The following is a 16,153-nucleotide window of genomic DNA, read 5'->3' as shown; positions in this document are numbered from 1 at the left end:
GTGAATCAATATTGAGTACTAACAAAAGCATTTTGTGGTTTCGCCAAGACCTTCGATTGCGTGACAACCCTTCGCTGAGCCAAGCCTGTCAGTCCGGCGAGGTGATCCCTGTGTATATTTATGACGATAAAAACCCTGGTCCTCACGCAATGGGAAGTGCCAGCCAGTGGTGGCTACATCATTCGCTCTCGTCTTTGAATGAATCGCTGAATAATAACCTCTTGGTCATGAAAGGCGACCCATTAGCTTGCCTAAATGCAATTATTGAGGAAACCGGAGCATCCTCAGTATTTTGGAATCGTTGTTATGAACCTTGGCAAATCCAGCGCGATAAACAGATCAAATCCAAGCTGACAGATAACGGTTTATCTGTTACCAGTAGCAATGGCGCGTTACTGTGGGAACCATGGAAGATCATGAACCAAAGCGGTTCGCCATATAAGGTTTTCACGCCTTATTATCGAAAAGGATGTTTAAATGCTCCTTCACCACGTAGCCCGATTGCCGCCCCGAAAAACCCTAGGTGGCTAGAAGTTGAGAAGCTCAATCAAGGCATTGATTCGCTGAAGCTTTTGCCAGACATCAACTGGGTTGAGGGTATGCAAAAGCGCTGGACACCAGGCGAGCAAGGCGCGTCAGATAACCTTTCCAAATTTTTGCAGGGAGCGGTTGAAGAGTATAAAAAATCGCGAGACGAACCGGCTCAAAACGGTACATCGTACTTGTCACCACACCTGCATTTTGGCGAAATCTCGCCTAATCAAATATGGTATGCCGTGCTGGATAAAACCTCCGGCTCTATGGATAACAAAGATGTAGATTGTTATTTGAGCGAATTGGGATGGCGTGAATTTAGCCATTATCTGCTATACCATTTTCCATCACTGCCTAAAGAAAATTTCAATGCCAAATTTAATGCTTATCCATGGCTGGGTAAAAATGCGCACCTCAAAGCATGGCAAAAAGGACAAACTGGCGTTCCCATTGTAGACGCTGGCATGCGAGAACTCTGGCAAACCGGATACATGCACAACCGGGTGCGTATGATCGTCGGTTCTTATCTGGTGAAAAACTTAAAGACCCATTGGCATCATGGCGAACAATGGTTTTGGGATTGTTTATTGGATGCTGATTTAGCTGCCAATAGTGCAAGTTGGCAATGGGTAGCAGGTTCGGGCGCTGACGCGTCACCTTTTTTCCGAATATTTAATCCAGTCACACAAGGTGAACGCTTCGATAAACAGGGGGAATATGTTCGACAATATTGTCCAGAAATAGCAGCCTTGCCGGATAAATACATCCATCAACCCTGGGAAGCGCCAGCGGACGTCCTTAAAGAGGCATGCATCGTTCTTGGAAAAGACTATCCTGAACCCCTTGTTGATCTGAAAGCCTCACGAAAACAGGCGTTAGAAGATTACGAGGCAGTCAAAAACGCAGAGCGAGAACCTAGCTAATGGCAGGCGTGCTAAGGCTCATTTTAGGTGATCAACTAAGTACTTCACTGGCAAGTTTGCAAGACTGTGATAAAGACACTGACTGGATATTGATATCAGAAGTCAAAGAAGAAGCGACTTACGTCAAACACCATAAGAAAAAAATCGCTTTGTTGTTTTCTGCAATGCGTCACTTTGCCGCAGAGCTGTCCGACTCAGGCTATCAGGTTCGCTATATCAAATATGATGACAAGCACAATCGTGGTTCGCTCTTTGAGGAAGTTAAAGCGGCGACAAGGGAGCTAGAGTTAACGTCGCTCATCGTCACTCATCCAGGGGAATATCGCCTGCTTGAACAGATGCAAACCTGGCATAAAGAATTAGACTTGCCCGTGAGCATTCTCGATGATGATCGCTTTTTAGCGGATTTGGACTTTTTTTCCAACTGGGCGCAAGACAAAAAGCAACTTCGAATGGAGTTTTTCTACCGGGAGATGCGAAAAAATACCCGAAGCTTGATGGAAGACGACCAGCCTGCCGGTGGCAAGTGGAACTACGACAGCGCAAACCGTGAACCATTAAACAATGAGATTGATATTCCGACACCAAGCAAATTCGCACCGGATGAGATAACGCAAGAGGTTCTGGCGCTGGTCGAAGATTCCTTCAGCGACCACTTTGGCAAACTTGATGATTTTCATTTTGCCGTCACACGAGATCAGGCGCGCATGGTGTTAAAGCGCTTTGTTGAAGAACGCTTAATCAACTTTGGCCAGTTCCAAGATGCGATGGTCCAAGGCCAGCCCTGGTTATTTCACTCCCATATCAGCTTTTATTTGAATTGCGGTTTGTTGCTACCTCGCGAAGTGATTCAATTGGCCGAAGATGCTTACCATGATGGCCAAGTGCCGCTCAATTCAGTTGAAGGCTTTATCCGTCAGGTGCTGGGTTGGCGAGAATATGTGCGCGGGCTGTACTGGTATAAAATGCCCGATTACAAAGAGCAAAATTTTCTCAAGGCAGCGCGCCCCCTGCCTGGCTTCTTCTGGACAGCGGACACCAAGATGAATTGCCTGTCGCAATGCATAGAAGAAACTCGTGACAACGCCTACGCTCATCATATTCAGCGCCTGATGGTGCTGGGTAATTTTATGTTGTTGGCAGGCGTACACCCAGATGAGGTCAATGAGTGGTATCTCATCGTTTACGCCGACGCTTACGAATGGGTTGAAATGCCCAATGTGACCGGCATGATCCTGTTTGCCGATGGTGGCCTACTTGCCAGTAAGCCTTATGCGGCAAGCGGCAGCTACATCAACAAGATGTCTAATTATTGTCAGCATTGCCATTACAACGTCAAAGAAAAAAATGGTGAGCAAGCGTGCCCGTTCAACTATCTGTATTGGGATTTTTTAGAGCGCAACAAAGAAAAGCTAGGCAATAACCAACGCCTGAGAATGCCTTATGCAACGCTGAACAAGATGTCCGACGACAAAGTTCGTATGATAAAACGTGATGCAGAGCTCTTTTTTAAGGCCCTAGACAGTGATCAAAAAGTCTGACTTACCGTCAAAGATTTGTCCGGTTTGCAACCGACCTTTTAACTGGCGAAAAAAGTGGCAGAAAAATTGGCAAGAAGTGAAGTACTGCTCCAAACGATGCAGTTCAAACCGTCAAAAACGTTAATTAACCTACATATTCCTGGGTCTGCCAGGGTTTGTGTGACGTTTTAAAACCCGATCTCCGTCAATGGCGACCTCAAGGCGTTTCTGAAAACCATACACTTTGTCGCGAGCTAACTTTGCGCTTTGTTCGTAGTCTATGATTGGTTTTGGGTAGTCTGCGTCCAACACGACACCATACATACTTTGCTCCATGGCGGTCATCTGCCAAGGCGTATGTAGCAATTCATTGGGAAGGCTGGCCAGCTCGGGTAACCATTTTCGTATGAAGATGCCTTCAGGATCTTTGTCTTGGGACTGTTTAATAGGATTGTAGACTCTGATGATGTTTATTCCCGTCACCCCGGCTTGCATCTGAAATTGGGGATAATGAATACCCGGCTCAAAATCTAAAAACTGACTCGCCAAGTAACTCACACCGTCGCGCCAATCAACATCTAGCAAATGCGTTAAAAAACTCACCAGCATGGCGCGCATGCGAAAATTAATATAGCCGGTTGCATGTAAACAGCGCATGTTGGCATCCACCAAAGGAAAGCCTGTTTGACCAGTTTGCCATGCTTTTAATCGCAAATTGCGCTCTCCTGCGCCGTCATATTGATAATCATTGTAGGCCGTGTTGACCGGACGAAACTGCATTTGCGACTCGCTTTCAAACTTTTGAATAAAATGGCAATGCCATTGCAAACGCGAAGTGAGTGCCGACAGGCTTCTTCCCCAGCCAACCGGCTTTTGATGCTGAACAAATTGATAGGCTTGGCGAATACTTATGTTTCCCCACGCCAGATATGGCGATAACCGTGAACACGCAGTGCGACTTGCGGTGGGGCTGGATAAACTGCTCGAATAGCGCTTACCACGACCTTGGAAAAAATGATGAAGCGTATGCCAGGCTCGGCGCTCACCACCTTGTTGAAAAAGTGCCGAATCTTGCAGCCAGCTCTCTGGGATCTGAAACTCTTTAAGGCTAGTAGGAAATTGTTCTGCGTTCACCCAATTGACGGTATCAAGCGCTACATCAGCACATTGAGCGTGCATACGTTGTTGCCACGTCGTCTGCCATTCTTTGCGTTGTGTTAAGCCCCGCGTCACAGCCCCGTAGGGCGTTTGCTTCCATAGCACCTGATTTACATCGCACCACTTTGCCACCGCGCGATCTCGTTGAAACGTATTATCAAGGCCAATTTCTTCATGACTAAAAAGCTGAAAATCGCCCAACTCATTGCGCAGCTGTTGCAAGCACTCGATTGCCTCTCCATGTAGACACAACACTTTGCTGTTGTAGGGGGCTAGTTGGGCGTTGAGATCAACCATAGATTGCCATATAAACCGCCAGTGACGCACGTCATAGTGAGGATCCTCAAGCAATATAGGTTCAAAAAGATACAGCAACAGAATCGGTTTCGACGTTTTTGACGCGGCAAGTATGGGTTCATGGTCGCGCAGGCGCAGGTCACGCTTTAGCCAGACGACCTGATATTCAGACATATGTATCGAAACAAAAAACCTTCATTCATTCCAATACACAAAAAAGACGATTCTTGATCAGTACGATCAGGGTTTGTTGCGAGCTATAGTCCCAGTTGATCGTTGCGATTGATTTTTCCCGGCGTTTTTTCCTTTCGGGTTCCCCCGTCCTTTGCTGTTGCTTGATTTGTCACTATTTTGTTTAGCAGGACGATTATGGGGTTGATCATCGCTGAATCGGGTCAATGCTTTTTGTCCTTTGGATTTGGCCACCGATTTATTTCGAGAACGCTTAAAATACTCTTTTTGCGCTTTACCACTAAGCTCATCCCGACTTTCAGCAGGAACCAGATGCTTAGGTCCGTTACCAATCAGGTGGGCTTTGCCCATTTCACGCAAGGCTTCACGAATAATTGGCCAGTTCGCCGGATCGTGATAACGCAAAAACGCTCGGTGTAATCGCCGATGGATTTCACCTTTGGGCACCGTCACCTGTTCACTCTTGTGATTCACTTTATGGATTGGGTTTTTATTGGTGTGGTACATGGTAGTGGCATTCGCCATAGGCGATGGATAAAAGTTCTGAACTTGATCTAATTTAAAATTACGCTCTTTCAACCACAGGGCCAAATTGACCATGTCCATGTCTTCGGTTCCCGGGTGCGCCGAGATAAAATACGGGATCAAAAACTGTTCTTTGCCTGCCTCTTTGGTGTACTTGTCGAACAATTCTTTGAAGCGATCATAGGTGCCCATACCCGGCTTCATCATCTTGTCCAGCGGCGCTTTTTCAGTGTGCTCAGGAGCAATCTTTAGGTAACCACCAACATGGTGAGTCACCAATTCTTTCACATAATTGGGATCTTCAATCGCCAGGTCGTAGCGAACGCCGGAAGCGATCAGAACCTTTTTGACCCCATCAACTTCACGGGCTTTGCGATACAAATTGACAGTTGGCGTTTGGTCTGTGTCCAAATGTCCACAAATATCCGGCCAGACACAGGACAAGCGGCGGCAGGTTTGCTCGGCTTTGGGGCTTTTACAACGCAACTTGTACATGTTCGCAGTGGGTCCGCCCAAGTCAGATATTACGCCGGTAAATCCGGGAACCTTGTCACGAATCTGCTCAATTTCTCGAATAATAGATTCTTCAGAACGGCTTTGTATCACACGCCCTTCATGTTCGGTTATCGAGCAAAATGTGCAGCCACCAAAACAACCACGCATGATATTCACCGAGGTTTTAATCATGTCGTAGGCGGGAATTTTGGCTTTTCCATAACTTGGATGCGGAACCCGGGCATAAGGTAAATCAAAAACCGCGTCCATTTCTTCGGTTTCAAGTGGGAACGCAGGCGGATTGATCCAAACAATTCTATCGCCATGACGCTGCGCTAATGCTCTGGCACAACCTGGATTTGTCTCTTGGTGCAGAATACGCGATGTATGGGCGTAATGGGTTTTTTCAGCCCGCACCACATCATAGGGTGGCAACAACACATAGGTTTTATCCCACGGCTTACGTCGTTGCGTTTTCGAGGTAAACGGCTGGACAACAATGGGTTTAGCTTTGTTTGCTTCTTCGGCAACCTTACTTTCGCCTTCAGCAACGGCGCACTTGTCTTCGATGTATTCGTACGGGCTGGTGATGGGATCGATTTTGCCGATGGTATCCACATGGGTGGAATCCACACCCTGCCATTCTGGAAGAGGGTCTTTTCGTAGCACGGCAGTGCCCCGGATGTCCTGCATTTGGGCAATGGTTTTGCCTTGAGCAAAGCCATGTGCCACCTCTATCAAAGGGCGTTCAGCGTTGCCAAACATCAACATGTCAGCTTTGGAGTCGAATAGTACCGAGCGACGTACTTTGTCCGACCAATAATCATAATGGGCGATGCGGCGCAAACTGGCCTCGATCCCACCGATGATCACAGGCTTTTTATAGGCTTCTTTACAGCGCTGTGTGTAAACGGTCACAGCCCGATCAGGTCTTTTCCCACCTTCATTGTTCGGTGTGTACGCATCATCGTGACGCAATTTACGATCAGCGGTGTAACGGTTAATCATCGAGTCCATGTTGCCTGCCGTGACACCAAAAAATAGATTGGGCTCTCCCAGCTTCATGAAGTCTTTTTTACTTGTCCAATCGGGTTGAGCGATGATCCCAACACGGAAACCTTGAGATTCAAGTACTCGCCCGATCACGGCCATGCCAAAACTTGGGTGATCGACGTAGGCGTCACCGGTCACAATGATAATGTCACAGCTATCCCAACCGAGTTGGTCCATTTCCTTTCGAGACATGGGCAAAAACGGCGCAGGACCGAAGCACTCTGCCCAGTATTTAGGATAAGAATAAAGACCACGTTCGGCTTTCATGCGCTGAACGGGTTGACGAGCCACTGCCATCAAACACACCACAAGGTTACAAAATCAATAATGGCGCGGAGTATAGCAAATAATCCGCGGACAAAAGAGTAGTTTCGCCGCGCTATTTTTTAATCAACGGAGGCTTATCAGGTTTAGCATATTCGTAACGGTGTATTTGCGTGGCCGTGTAATATCCGTCAAGACCGACAATGGCCACTTCATCCAATTGCTGCAAGTCGACAAAGCCGTCTTCGCTGATGGCATTGTCTTCAACAATGACTTGTTCAATTTGACCAATCACTAGCTGAGTATCGTTTATTTCGATGGGCTTGATTTCGACCAATTTCATCGCCAATTTCAATTTAGATTCAAGTACATAGGGCGCAGGAATAACGTCGCATGGCTGCGGCGTCAAACCGGTTTTTTCAAACTCACTTTCTTCGGCATCATATCTGGCGCTGGTTTGGTGGGCCTGGGCGACAATAGCTTGGTTAACATGATTAAGCGTATAACACTCTTTGAGTAAAATGTTTTCAAGGGTGTCGCGGCGCACGGTGTGTGGTCGCAAAATCATACCTAAAAGCGGCGGATGTGCTCCAAGATGAAATACCGAATTGACGATACACAGGTTATGTCTCCCTTGCGCGTCGACTGTACCTACCAAATTGGCACTTTTGTAACCAGAGAGCGAGTTGACAAAGGTAGCGCGATAACGCTGTGCCATTGAAGACAGGTCAGCAGCATTGAATTTCATCTTTGACCCTCGTATTTTGAAGTGAAAAAATTAGTCGTCATCACGCTTTGCAATGACTTCAATACCAAATCCATTGTCCACAATTGTCAATTCAATTGGTTGGCAACAAACTTGGCAATCAACAATTTGTTGTTGTCCAATGTCATTGGCTTCGTCTATTTCCAGATCATTGTAAGCCATGCAATACGGGCACTCTAATTTTTCAGCGATGGTAAGACTCATACTTCGATCTCATGTTGGGAGTATTGAGCTTGATACGCGGGTTACCCCGGGATGGATTATCTTTACGATGGAATTTATTGGTTAAAACACTGACTAGATATACAGTTGTTTTTATTTTACACTGATGTTTTAATCAGCAAATCGTGATCGTTAGTTCTCAATGAAAGAGTTGCCCAGCAAATATTACCTGACCCACTTTCACGAGTTTTTGGGGTTTATTTCAGGACCCTGTGAGCACCTTTTGGACGCTGAAGACAAGGGGTTTATCAAACAATTTCTAGCACTGCCAGAAGACGCACAATGTTTGTTTGTGCGCGGGCAAAATCGTAAATCAGCAATCATTAAACGAACCAGCCTCGATTACGAAGAAATCAACGAGCATCAAAAGCACCTCGATGTGTTGATAAATGAGGGCTTTTATCAAGAGGTTGATTTTGAGCACAAACAACCATTATTAGACATTCTGACCAAACCAGAATTGGCCTTGCTACTCAATTTTGCTGGTTTAAAAGCCAAATCGTCGGATGCCAAAGCCAGCGTATTGGAGGCAGTCGAAACACATTGTGATAAATCGCATTTTCAGCAGTTTTTTTCTGAGAAAATCTATGTCTGTCGAGGATTTGATCATCATATTCGTTATTTCTTATTTTTGTTTTTTGGCAATTTAGGTAGCGGTTTAAACAAATTTTCGATGCGAGACATGGGAATTATGCCGACAAAGCGCAACGTCACCATGAATGTAGCCCGTTTTGATTTTATCGACGAGGCAAAAAGTGCTTACTATTACGCAAGCAAACGCAGAGAAGTGAATACCCTAAACACTGAACAGCAACTCGCTTTGGCCAACAATCACGAGCAATTCCCTGCCCCTAAAGGCACCTTAGCCAATTCTCACTGTGACCGTTTTTTACTCAAACTTGGTAAAAACCTGCTTAACGTTGATTTGCCCTGTGCATTAGCCGTTTTGGCTAAATCAAATGAACCCCTTGCTCAGGAAAAAGTATTGCGGGAACGTTATAAATTAGGTGACAAACAATGGGTACAAGAGCAGCTCGAAAGCATTATCGACAATCCAGACTCAGAAGTCATTCTGGCCTTTGCTGAAGATTTTCTGGCAAGAAAGTATCAGCAAAAGCGTACCAGTGAATTAACTGACATGTTGCGTGCGCAAACGCCAATTTTAATCGACGAAATGTATATGGATTCGGTTGAGCACGGTGTTAAATTGCACTATCAAAAATTAGCCAAACAGGCATTTCGCACAGAAAACCGGCTTTGGCGCGCCTTGTTTGGATTGGTATTTTGGCACGAGCTTTTTGAAATCGATAATACGGCATTGATCACTGAATTTGATTACTCGCCACAAAGCCTCAGCCAAAACACCTTTTATCAAATGCACGAGCAAGCCATTGAAACTCGTTTGTACCGAATGACCAGTTCACAACTTGTTTTCAAGCAAGTATCCAAGGTGATGTTAGAAAAATATGGAACGCCAAATGGTATATTTCGCTGGAACAAGTCATTACTCGAAGTCCTCGCCGTATTTTTCGACCACGTCAGACTGGACGCTTTCAAACAGCAAATGCGCTTGATGGCACAGGATTTCTCAACCTTCAGTGACGGTTATCCGGATTTAATGGTTGTAGATAAAAAGGGGCTAAGATTTGAAGAAATAAAAGGTCCTGGTGATCAACTTCGAAAAAACCAACTCATCACAATCAAAGCCATGCGAAAAGCGGGTTTTGATGTTGCTATTACACCCGTTGAGTGGTTTCTGGATCCCAACCAGCCCTACGCTGTGGTGGACATTGAAACCACAGGGGGTCGAGCAAATAACCACAGGATCACCGAAATAGGCATCGCTAAGGTGATCGGTAATCAAGTGGTAGACACCTGGCAAAGCTTAATTAATCCACAACGTCATATTCCTCGTAACATTACGCAACTGACGGGTATTGACAATGAAATGGTCGCTGACGCGCCCTTGTTTGTAGAAATCGCCGACACACTGCGCACCTATCTTGCCGATTGTGTATTTGTCGCCCACAACGTCAATTTTGACTATGGTTTTATTCGTGCAGAATATGAAAGGCTAGAACAGAACTTTAGAATGCCAAAACTTTGCACGGTAAGAGAAATGCGCAAGGCTGTACCTGGGCTGCCTTCCTATTCCCTAGCCAATTTAACTCATCACTTTGGTATCGACATGACTCGCCATCATCGCGCTTTGTCCGATGCAGAAGCGGCCGCTGAACTATTATTTATTATCAATGATTACCGCCACCAAGAAGCCCAAAAAAAGGCTCATCTTAAGATATAATGCTATTTCCAATAAATATAAATCAAACAAGCGCTTGTTTGGCCAATCCAAATATATCGTCTGTGCGTAAGACACTTCATTGCAACACTTCACCCGGTAACGATCAGTATGCTTTCACAACAAGATCTCTCTCGCGTCATTGAAATGGCCTGGGAAGACAGGACGCCCTTTGAGGCCATAGAAAAACTTTATGGTTTCACCGAACCTCAAGTGATTAATTTGATGCGCGCTAACTTAAAGCCTAAAACCTTCAAAAACTGGCGCGAGCGCGTGTCGGGTAGACGCACAAAACACCTGAAACTTCGCCCAGAAGGTGTTGGCAGAGGTTACTGCCCTACACAATACAAGCCAGCTCGAAAACGTTAGCTAACCTTAACTTAGCGATTTAAGAAGCTTTTTGGCTCGACTTACAAGTTCCTTGTCCTTGGTTTTCATTAGCATCACCAAAAGCGACTTGGCATCACTATGTTGCTCTTGCAAGTGCAGGATTTGCGCAAGGCGGTAAGTAGCCCATTGTTTGTCTGGCAAGTTTCTATCTTTTGGCGAGTGTTGCAGATAATCAACCAGGGCATCATGGCCTTGTTGCAAGTACTTTTCGCTTAGCACGGCGGTACGGCCAATTTGATAAGTGGCCATGAAGCGCTGGCGCTCACTATTTTCTGCAACACCCATTTTTTGCTGCGCGGTGACAAATAAGGCAATGGCTTGATCATATTGATTGTTGCGCTGTAAATACAATCCATGCTCAACATAAAAATCAGGTAAGTCCGGATAGGTTTTAATTGCCTCGATGAGCGTCAGCAAGTATTCGCCGTCATTTTCTTGTTGTTGATGAAAAGACAGCAATGCTCGCGTTCCGTGATAATCTGACATCGATTGAATTGCGTTAAGTTGACGTTTAGCTTCATCTTCATCGCCACCGGCTATTCCTGGCGCTGACAAATGAAACTGCATTAGGCCCATCCGGTATTGAATATTCTCAGGCTCAAGCTCTACGGCTTTTTCAAACGATTTGAGTGATTTTTTGGCATAGCTCAATGCACTAAAAATGGAATCTGACGCCTGCCTACCCATGATAATTCCCCTGAAATAGGCGGTAATCGCAACTTGGTTGTCTAGCTGCCAGGCTTTTTCAATCCACTGTTCTGCCATATCTAAATCCTCGTCCATTGTCAGCCGAGCTAAATAGGTTTGTGCCAAGGCATTATCCGAATACTCGACAAATGATTTACGCGCTTTATCTAACTCTCCCAACTCAAAATTCGAAATCGCTTGTTGCAATTCAGCTCCGGGCTCAGAATTGCTCGTCGCCGCATTGACAGAAAATGCGAATAATGCGTAAATCACCAACCCTAAACGTGTCATTGTGTCTTCTCCTTGAGGTTTTGATACATGGAACTGTAACGCTCAACTTTTGATCAATTTGTAAGAAAGTTCAGTCAATTTGTAATTAACGTTTTAATGCAGCACAGATTAGCGAACCTAAACGACTGGCGAATGTGTCAAAAGTCATGATTGTTATGATGGTCCTGAAAAGACAATTAAAATAAAAAGAAAAACAAACCATGAACAAACACCTCATACGTTATTCACGGCTAGTGCACAAATGGGCCGGACTGATCTTAGCCATTCAGATACTATTTTGGATCCTGGGTGGCGTCATTATGAGCGCTATCCCTTTGGAGAAGGTCCACGGCAAACATCTAGCCAATAAACAACTGGAGAACACCTTCGCCCGCGCTGATTACGTTTACTCCCTCGATGCGCTGATCCGTGAACACAGCCGCCCCGTCAAACAGATTCAATTCACACAAGTGCTGAATCGACCTTTTTATCTGTTACACATAGATGCTCCTCATGGGGAGAATATGCTTGCGATTGACGCTTTCACCGGTGACAGGCTGCAAAACTTAACAGCTCAACAAGTCAATCAGATTGCACAAATGCATTATCTTGGTGACGGCAATATCAATTCGACACAATTGTTAGAGAATGCGCCGCAGGAAGCATCACACAACCAAGGGGCAGTATGGCAGGTGGTTTTTGATGATATGTGGGACACCACCTTGTATGTGTCCCCTCAAAGTGGACAATTGACGACGGTAAGAAGTGATATCTGGCGAATTTTTGATTTTTTCTGGATGCTGCACATTATGGACTACGATGAACGTGAAGATTTTAATAATCCCTTATTAATTGCATTTGCCTCAGCAGCACTTGTGTTTACCTTAAGTGGATTTGTACTGTTATTTTCTAGTTTCCGTTCGTGGAAACGCGCTTTTCGTTAATTAACATCAACTCGGGTTAATTAACAAATTGCTGGGGGTGCAAAAACGGTGCCATTGCCAGCGTTAGCGCCTGGGTATACACACTGGTACGTGTTTCAACGTCATTAGTGAGTAGTCCAATCGCCCCGCCCTTTTGTTTAACGTTTTGGGTTTTGAACAGCTCGTCCATCAGCGGTCCCAATTCTCTACCTGCCACCAAAGATTGATAGATGCTTGCAGGAATTGGCAAGTTAGCGCTTCTACCCACTTGTTGGTTTTGTTTGTCAGCAATGACCACATAAGCAAAAGTCGCTGGGCCAAATTCAAAATGATCCACGCCCCCTTCCATAGCCGCGTAGAAATCGGCCTGATAATTAGCCCGACAAAAGGCAACACGATTCACTGCACCTTGGCAGGTATCCGCTTCAGTCAATGGCTGATCGGCCACATTGGAGGGTGCGTCAACACCTTCACATTGGATGACTGCATCAGGGTACAAACGCGCTAATGTTTGTTGAAAGGCATTTACTTTAACTGGGTTTTTAGAGCCGACAATGGCTGTAATGGTATTTTTTGTCATGTTCACTAAGGTCTGTTGATCTTTGCTGTATAATTTTGCAGCGAGTTGTGCGGTATTTGGGCAATGCATCGCGATTGTGGTGTAGTTGTTCTACATGAATGAGCGATAAAGCAGAACAAATACCGCACAAACGCTGCCCTCCGGGTTCAGTTTATAATCATCCTGCTCTTTGTTGCGGGTTTTTGACTTAGAGCCACTAGGCCTGTAAACCCGCGTCGCGATCAGAATGATTATAAACAGAACAAATTTCATACAGCAAAGATCAACAGACCTTAATAACTGATTGGGAAAAATTTAATCGGTAAGTGTTGCGTACTTTCCAACTAGCTAACCAATTGTAACTCGGCAAATTGCTGGTATAGCTCGCTAGATTGCATCAATTGCTGGTGATTGCCAACAGCGATGATTTGCCCTTTGTCCATAACGACAATCCTATCGGCGTTGACCACCGTAGATAATCGATGAGCAATAATTAGTGTTGTTTTATTTTGCATTAATTCGTCTAGGGCTAATTTGACAAGTTGCTCGTTACTGGCATCCAAAGCGCTGGTTGCCTCATCTAACAACAAGACAGGACGATCCGCTAAAATGGCTCGGGCAATAGCAATACGTTGTTTTTGACCACCCGATAATCTTACCCCTCGTTCGCCTAAATCCGTGTGATATCCGTCAATGAGTTGTTCAATAAATTCATCCGCTCGAGCAGCCCTTGCCGCAGCTCTTACATCTTCGATACTCGCATCAGGTCGACCATAACGGATATTTTCAAGTGCCGTTGTAGCGAAGATTACAGACTCCTGCGGAACCAAGGCAAACTGTGCTCTTAATACTTCAGGCAATAGTCGATCACAGGGGACACCATCGATTTTGATGGTGCCATTTGTCACATCATAAAATCGTAAAAGTAACTGAAACATCGACGATTTCCCGGCACCACTTGGCCCCACTAACGCCACACGTTCACCAGCTTTGATTTGCAAATCAATTCCCTTAAGCACATCGATGTCGGGTGCACTTGGGTAAGCGAAATTTACTTGCTCCAGTGAAATTTCACCCCGCACAGGTGATAAAAAGCTGATGGGTTGCTCGGGAGTGTTTATCAGGGGCTTGGTATTTAGCAACTCCAATAATCGCTCGCTGGCACCTGCGGCTTTTTGAATTTCACCAATGACTTCGCTGATGGTAGCCACACTACCCCCAGCCATCACAGCGTAAAACATAAAAGCGGTCAGCTCACCAGCGCTGATACCGCTGGTAAGCACTTCTTTGGCACCTAACCAGGCGACAATAGTAATTGCACTGATGCTTATCCCCATAATCATGGCGATTAAAAGTGCTCTAAATCGAATTCTTGCAGCGGCGGCTTGCATGACAGCTTCTATTCGCTCTGAAAAAAGTCTGCGATCGATGGACTCATGAGTATAGGCTTGCACAGTCTGGACTTCATGCAGACTTTCATCAACATAAGCGCCCATATCGGCGACCCGATCCTGGCTATCTCTTGCGTAGGTTCGCACTCTTGCACCAAGAAACTTAATAGGTAGCAACACTAGAGGAACCGCAACTAATACATACAACGTTAGCAACGGGCTGGTGATCAGCATTAGCATCAAGGCACCAATAAAGGTTATGGTTGCCCGCAATGCCATTGAAAGACCCATTCCCACTACTGTTTGAAGAACCGTTGTGTCTGCGGTGAAACGAGAAATTACCTCGCCTGTACGTGTGGATTCAAAAAAACCGGGAGAAAGATTGAGCAGATGAGAATAAACCTGCTTACGTATATCAGCACTGACCCGCTCACCTAGCCATATCATCAAATAAAATCGAAAAAATGCTGCAACACTACCCAGCAATGCTATCCCTAGCACCACAAAAACCATTTGATTGAGTTTGTCAGCATTGTTGGCAACAAAGCCATCATCAACTACGATTTTTACACCTTGACCTAGCAACAACCAGGAAAGTGCCCCGACTATCAACGCAGTAATGGCAAAAAACACCCTTAACTTATAAGGCTTAAGCTTGGCAAAAATCCAATGAATGAGCGTGCGAGTTTTAATTTTTTCTGCGGTCATAGCTGTTGAATATATGGCCAAGTGGAAGAACTACAAGAAATTTCATGCAATTCTTCCTTTTATATTATCGGATTGGACCTAGTGAAGAATTAATTGCGCTCTTGCAGAAACTGTTCGAATCCTTGGCCCAATTGGTTGGCAAACTGTTGTGTAGCTACCTTATCCAAACCCTGGCTGGATATGTCGAATCTCACCACCCACAGAGGTTGCTTGTGTTTTGGCATATTAGCCAGATAAATGGATTCGCTGATATCAGGCACAACTTCCAATTCATCCAGATCACGGGCAAATGTGAAAAATTCCTCGGTATTACGGAAAGACTCCACAATAAAAACCACTTCATCACGATTGTAGGGTTGTATTTGACTTGGCTCAATCACCACTTCATAAAATGCATTGGCAAGCTGTCTATTCTCTATCGGCACTAGTGGCGCCGTGCTGGACAACATTGGCCAGAAACTGCTTACTAATAATAATGTCGACATACCTAATGACATCACCATAATGCTATTACGCATACTTGATAATGGGTTTAGCCGCGTTGCTCGGTTTGCCAATAAGCTTAAAGGAATTAACAGCAAAACGGCAAGCGCGATTGGTAACTCAGTGAAGACCAAACAATAAGCCAATACAATTGTAGGGATAATAGTGGCGCTTTTTGCTAATTTGGATTGGTGTTCATTGACAATATGTTCCTTGCCATCAATAACCACCTTAATACTTGGATCAAACAAAGGCTGCTTAACCGTCGCTTCAACCCTTTCGCCATCAGGCAGATTTAATTGGAATGTATTGGGTTTAGAAAACTGTTTGTGTGCAGGTTTTCCTTCCTGCCACATAACGGGTGCCGCAAACAAACCAGGAATGTGCACTTCGATCAATTCGTTTTCAAAAAGATGGGAGTGGATTTGATATTTCATTATTGTTCTTATTCTTCAGTGCTCGTAAATACTAACATTAGCCCAACGGCAACAAAG

14 protein-coding genes are annotated in these 16,153 nt (G+C 45.1%); 6 read left to right on the top strand and 8 right to left on the bottom strand.

Annotation, left to right across the window (positions count from 1 at the left end):
* The first annotated feature begins 11 nt into the window (after window positions 1–11).
* From FM019_RS12485 to FM019_RS12475, 3 genes are read left to right on the top strand one after another with little or no spacing between them, the layout of a single operon-like run.
* Window positions 12–1,457 carry a deoxyribodipyrimidine photo-lyase gene (locus tag FM019_RS12485; protein ID WP_143836276.1) on the top strand — a complete coding sequence of 482 codons (1,446 nt, stop codon included), beginning with the start codon at window positions 12–14 and terminating at the stop codon, window positions 1,455–1,457.
* Window positions 1,457–2,998: a cryptochrome/photolyase family protein gene (locus FM019_RS12480; RefSeq protein WP_143836275.1), complete on the top strand. Its 1,542-nt coding sequence runs from the start codon at window positions 1,457–1,459 to the stop codon at window positions 2,996–2,998. Before FM019_RS12485 ends, FM019_RS12480 begins: the two co-directional genes overlap by 1 nt.
* Complete coding sequence (locus tag FM019_RS12475; RefSeq protein ID WP_143836670.1) at window positions 2,985–3,122, top strand: DUF2256 domain-containing protein; 138 nt, start codon at window positions 2,985–2,987, stop codon at window positions 3,120–3,122. The genes FM019_RS12480 and FM019_RS12475 overlap by 14 nt, the downstream gene beginning before the upstream one ends.
* Before the next feature lie 5 nt (window positions 3,123–3,127).
* Here the strand turns inward: FM019_RS12475 and FM019_RS12470 are convergent, their stop codons facing one another.
* The 4 genes from FM019_RS12470 to FM019_RS12455 all read right to left on the bottom strand — a co-directional run bounded on the left by FM019_RS12470 (window position 3,128) and on the right by FM019_RS12455 (window position 7,931).
* Window positions 3,128–4,606, bottom strand: a complete 1,479-nt coding sequence (locus FM019_RS12470; protein WP_143836274.1) for an FAD-binding domain-containing protein — start codon at window positions 4,604–4,606, stop codon at window positions 3,128–3,130.
* A gap of 66 nt (window positions 4,607–4,672) precedes the next feature.
* Complete coding sequence (locus FM019_RS12465; RefSeq protein WP_143836273.1) at window positions 4,673–6,994, bottom strand: YgiQ family radical SAM protein; 2,322 nt, start codon at window positions 6,992–6,994, stop codon at window positions 4,673–4,675.
* 82 nt (window positions 6,995–7,076) lie between these two features.
* On the bottom strand, window positions 7,077–7,709 hold the full coding sequence (locus FM019_RS12460; protein ID WP_143836272.1) for a flavin reductase family protein: 633 nt from the start codon (window positions 7,707–7,709) through the stop codon (window positions 7,077–7,079).
* Between the two features lie 30 nt (window positions 7,710–7,739).
* On the bottom strand, window positions 7,740–7,931 hold the full coding sequence (locus FM019_RS12455; RefSeq protein ID WP_143836271.1) for a CPXCG motif-containing cysteine-rich protein: 192 nt from the start codon (window positions 7,929–7,931) through the stop codon (window positions 7,740–7,742).
* Between the two features lie 160 nt (window positions 7,932–8,091).
* On the opposite strand from FM019_RS12455, the gene FM019_RS12450 reads away from it, so the two are divergent.
* A complete protein-coding gene (locus tag FM019_RS12450) occupies window positions 8,092–10,251 on the top strand; it encodes an exonuclease domain-containing protein (protein WP_143836270.1) in 2,160 nt (719 codons plus the stop codon).
* A 108-nt stretch (window positions 10,252–10,359) separates the two neighbouring features.
* The gene (locus tag FM019_RS12445) at window positions 10,360–10,617 is read left to right on the top strand and encodes a TIGR03643 family protein (protein WP_143836269.1); all 258 of its coding nucleotides are present in this window, start codon (window positions 10,360–10,362) and stop codon (window positions 10,615–10,617) included.
* A 6-nt stretch (window positions 10,618–10,623) separates the two neighbouring features.
* Here the strand turns inward: FM019_RS12445 and FM019_RS12440 are convergent, their stop codons facing one another.
* A complete protein-coding gene (locus FM019_RS12440) occupies window positions 10,624–11,616 on the bottom strand; it encodes a tetratricopeptide repeat protein (RefSeq protein WP_143836268.1) in 993 nt (330 codons plus the stop codon).
* A gap of 200 nt (window positions 11,617–11,816) precedes the next feature.
* On the opposite strand from FM019_RS12440, the gene FM019_RS12435 reads away from it, so the two are divergent.
* On the top strand, window positions 11,817–12,539 hold the full coding sequence (locus FM019_RS12435; RefSeq protein ID WP_143836267.1) for a PepSY domain-containing protein: 723 nt from the start codon (window positions 11,817–11,819) through the stop codon (window positions 12,537–12,539).
* 16 nt (window positions 12,540–12,555) lie between these two features.
* Here FM019_RS12435 and yjjX read toward each other — a convergent pair whose 3' ends face one another.
* The 3 genes from yjjX to FM019_RS12420 form a co-directional block, all read right to left on the bottom strand.
* Entirely contained in the window at window positions 12,556–13,098 is a 543-nt protein-coding gene (gene yjjX, locus FM019_RS12430; protein WP_143836266.1) for an inosine/xanthosine triphosphatase, read from the bottom strand.
* Between the two features lie 323 nt (window positions 13,099–13,421).
* Entirely contained in the window at window positions 13,422–15,176 is a 1,755-nt protein-coding gene (locus FM019_RS12425; RefSeq protein WP_143836265.1) for an ABC transporter transmembrane domain-containing protein, read from the bottom strand.
* 89 nt (window positions 15,177–15,265) lie between these two features.
* The gene (locus FM019_RS12420) at window positions 15,266–16,096 is read right to left on the bottom strand and encodes a hypothetical protein (protein ID WP_143836264.1); all 831 of its coding nucleotides are present in this window, start codon (window positions 16,094–16,096) and stop codon (window positions 15,266–15,268) included.
* Window positions 16,097–16,153: the final 57 nt, after the last annotated feature.

This window comes from Aliiglaciecola sp. M165, from assembly GCF_007197995.1.
Classification (GTDB): domain Bacteria; phylum Pseudomonadota; class Gammaproteobacteria; order Enterobacterales; family Alteromonadaceae; genus Aliiglaciecola.
Note: the sequence above shows the minus strand (reverse complement) of the source record. Positions and strands in the feature narration are given on the sequence as shown.

What these genes read in the sequence shown, in the direction of transcription:
- FM019_RS12480 (WP_143836275.1), top strand. Translation starts at nt 1,457, where the DNA reads ATGGCAGGCGTGCTAAGGCTCATTTTAGGTGATCAACTAAGTACTTCA.
- FM019_RS12470 (WP_143836274.1), bottom strand. Translation starts at nt 4,606, where the DNA reads ATGTCTGAATATCAGGTCGTCTGGCTAAAGCGTGACCTGCGCCTGCGC.
- FM019_RS12465 (WP_143836273.1), bottom strand. Translation starts at nt 6,994, where the DNA reads ATGGCAGTGGCTCGTCAACCCGTTCAGCGCATGAAAGCCGAACGTGGT.
- FM019_RS12460 (WP_143836272.1), bottom strand. Translation starts at nt 7,709, where the DNA reads ATGAAATTCAATGCTGCTGACCTGTCTTCAATGGCACAGCGTTATCGC.
- FM019_RS12455 (WP_143836271.1), bottom strand. Translation starts at nt 7,931, where the DNA reads ATGAGTCTTACCATCGCTGAAAAATTAGAGTGCCCGTATTGCATGGCT.
- FM019_RS12450 (WP_143836270.1), top strand. Translation starts at nt 8,092, where the DNA reads ATGAAAGAGTTGCCCAGCAAATATTACCTGACCCACTTTCACGAGTTT.
- FM019_RS12445 (WP_143836269.1), top strand. Translation starts at nt 10,360, where the DNA reads ATGCTTTCACAACAAGATCTCTCTCGCGTCATTGAAATGGCCTGGGAA.
- FM019_RS12440 (WP_143836268.1), bottom strand. Translation starts at nt 11,616, where the DNA reads ATGACACGTTTAGGGTTGGTGATTTACGCATTATTCGCATTTTCTGTC.
- FM019_RS12435 (WP_143836267.1), top strand. Translation starts at nt 11,817, where the DNA reads ATGAACAAACACCTCATACGTTATTCACGGCTAGTGCACAAATGGGCC.
- yjjX (WP_143836266.1), bottom strand. Translation starts at nt 13,098, where the DNA reads ATGACAAAAAATACCATTACAGCCATTGTCGGCTCTAAAAACCCAGTT.
- FM019_RS12425 (WP_143836265.1), bottom strand. Translation starts at nt 15,176, where the DNA reads ATGACCGCAGAAAAAATTAAAACTCGCACGCTCATTCATTGGATTTTT.
- FM019_RS12420 (WP_143836264.1), bottom strand. Translation starts at nt 16,096, where the DNA reads ATGAAATATCAAATCCACTCCCATCTTTTTGAAAACGAATTGATCGAA.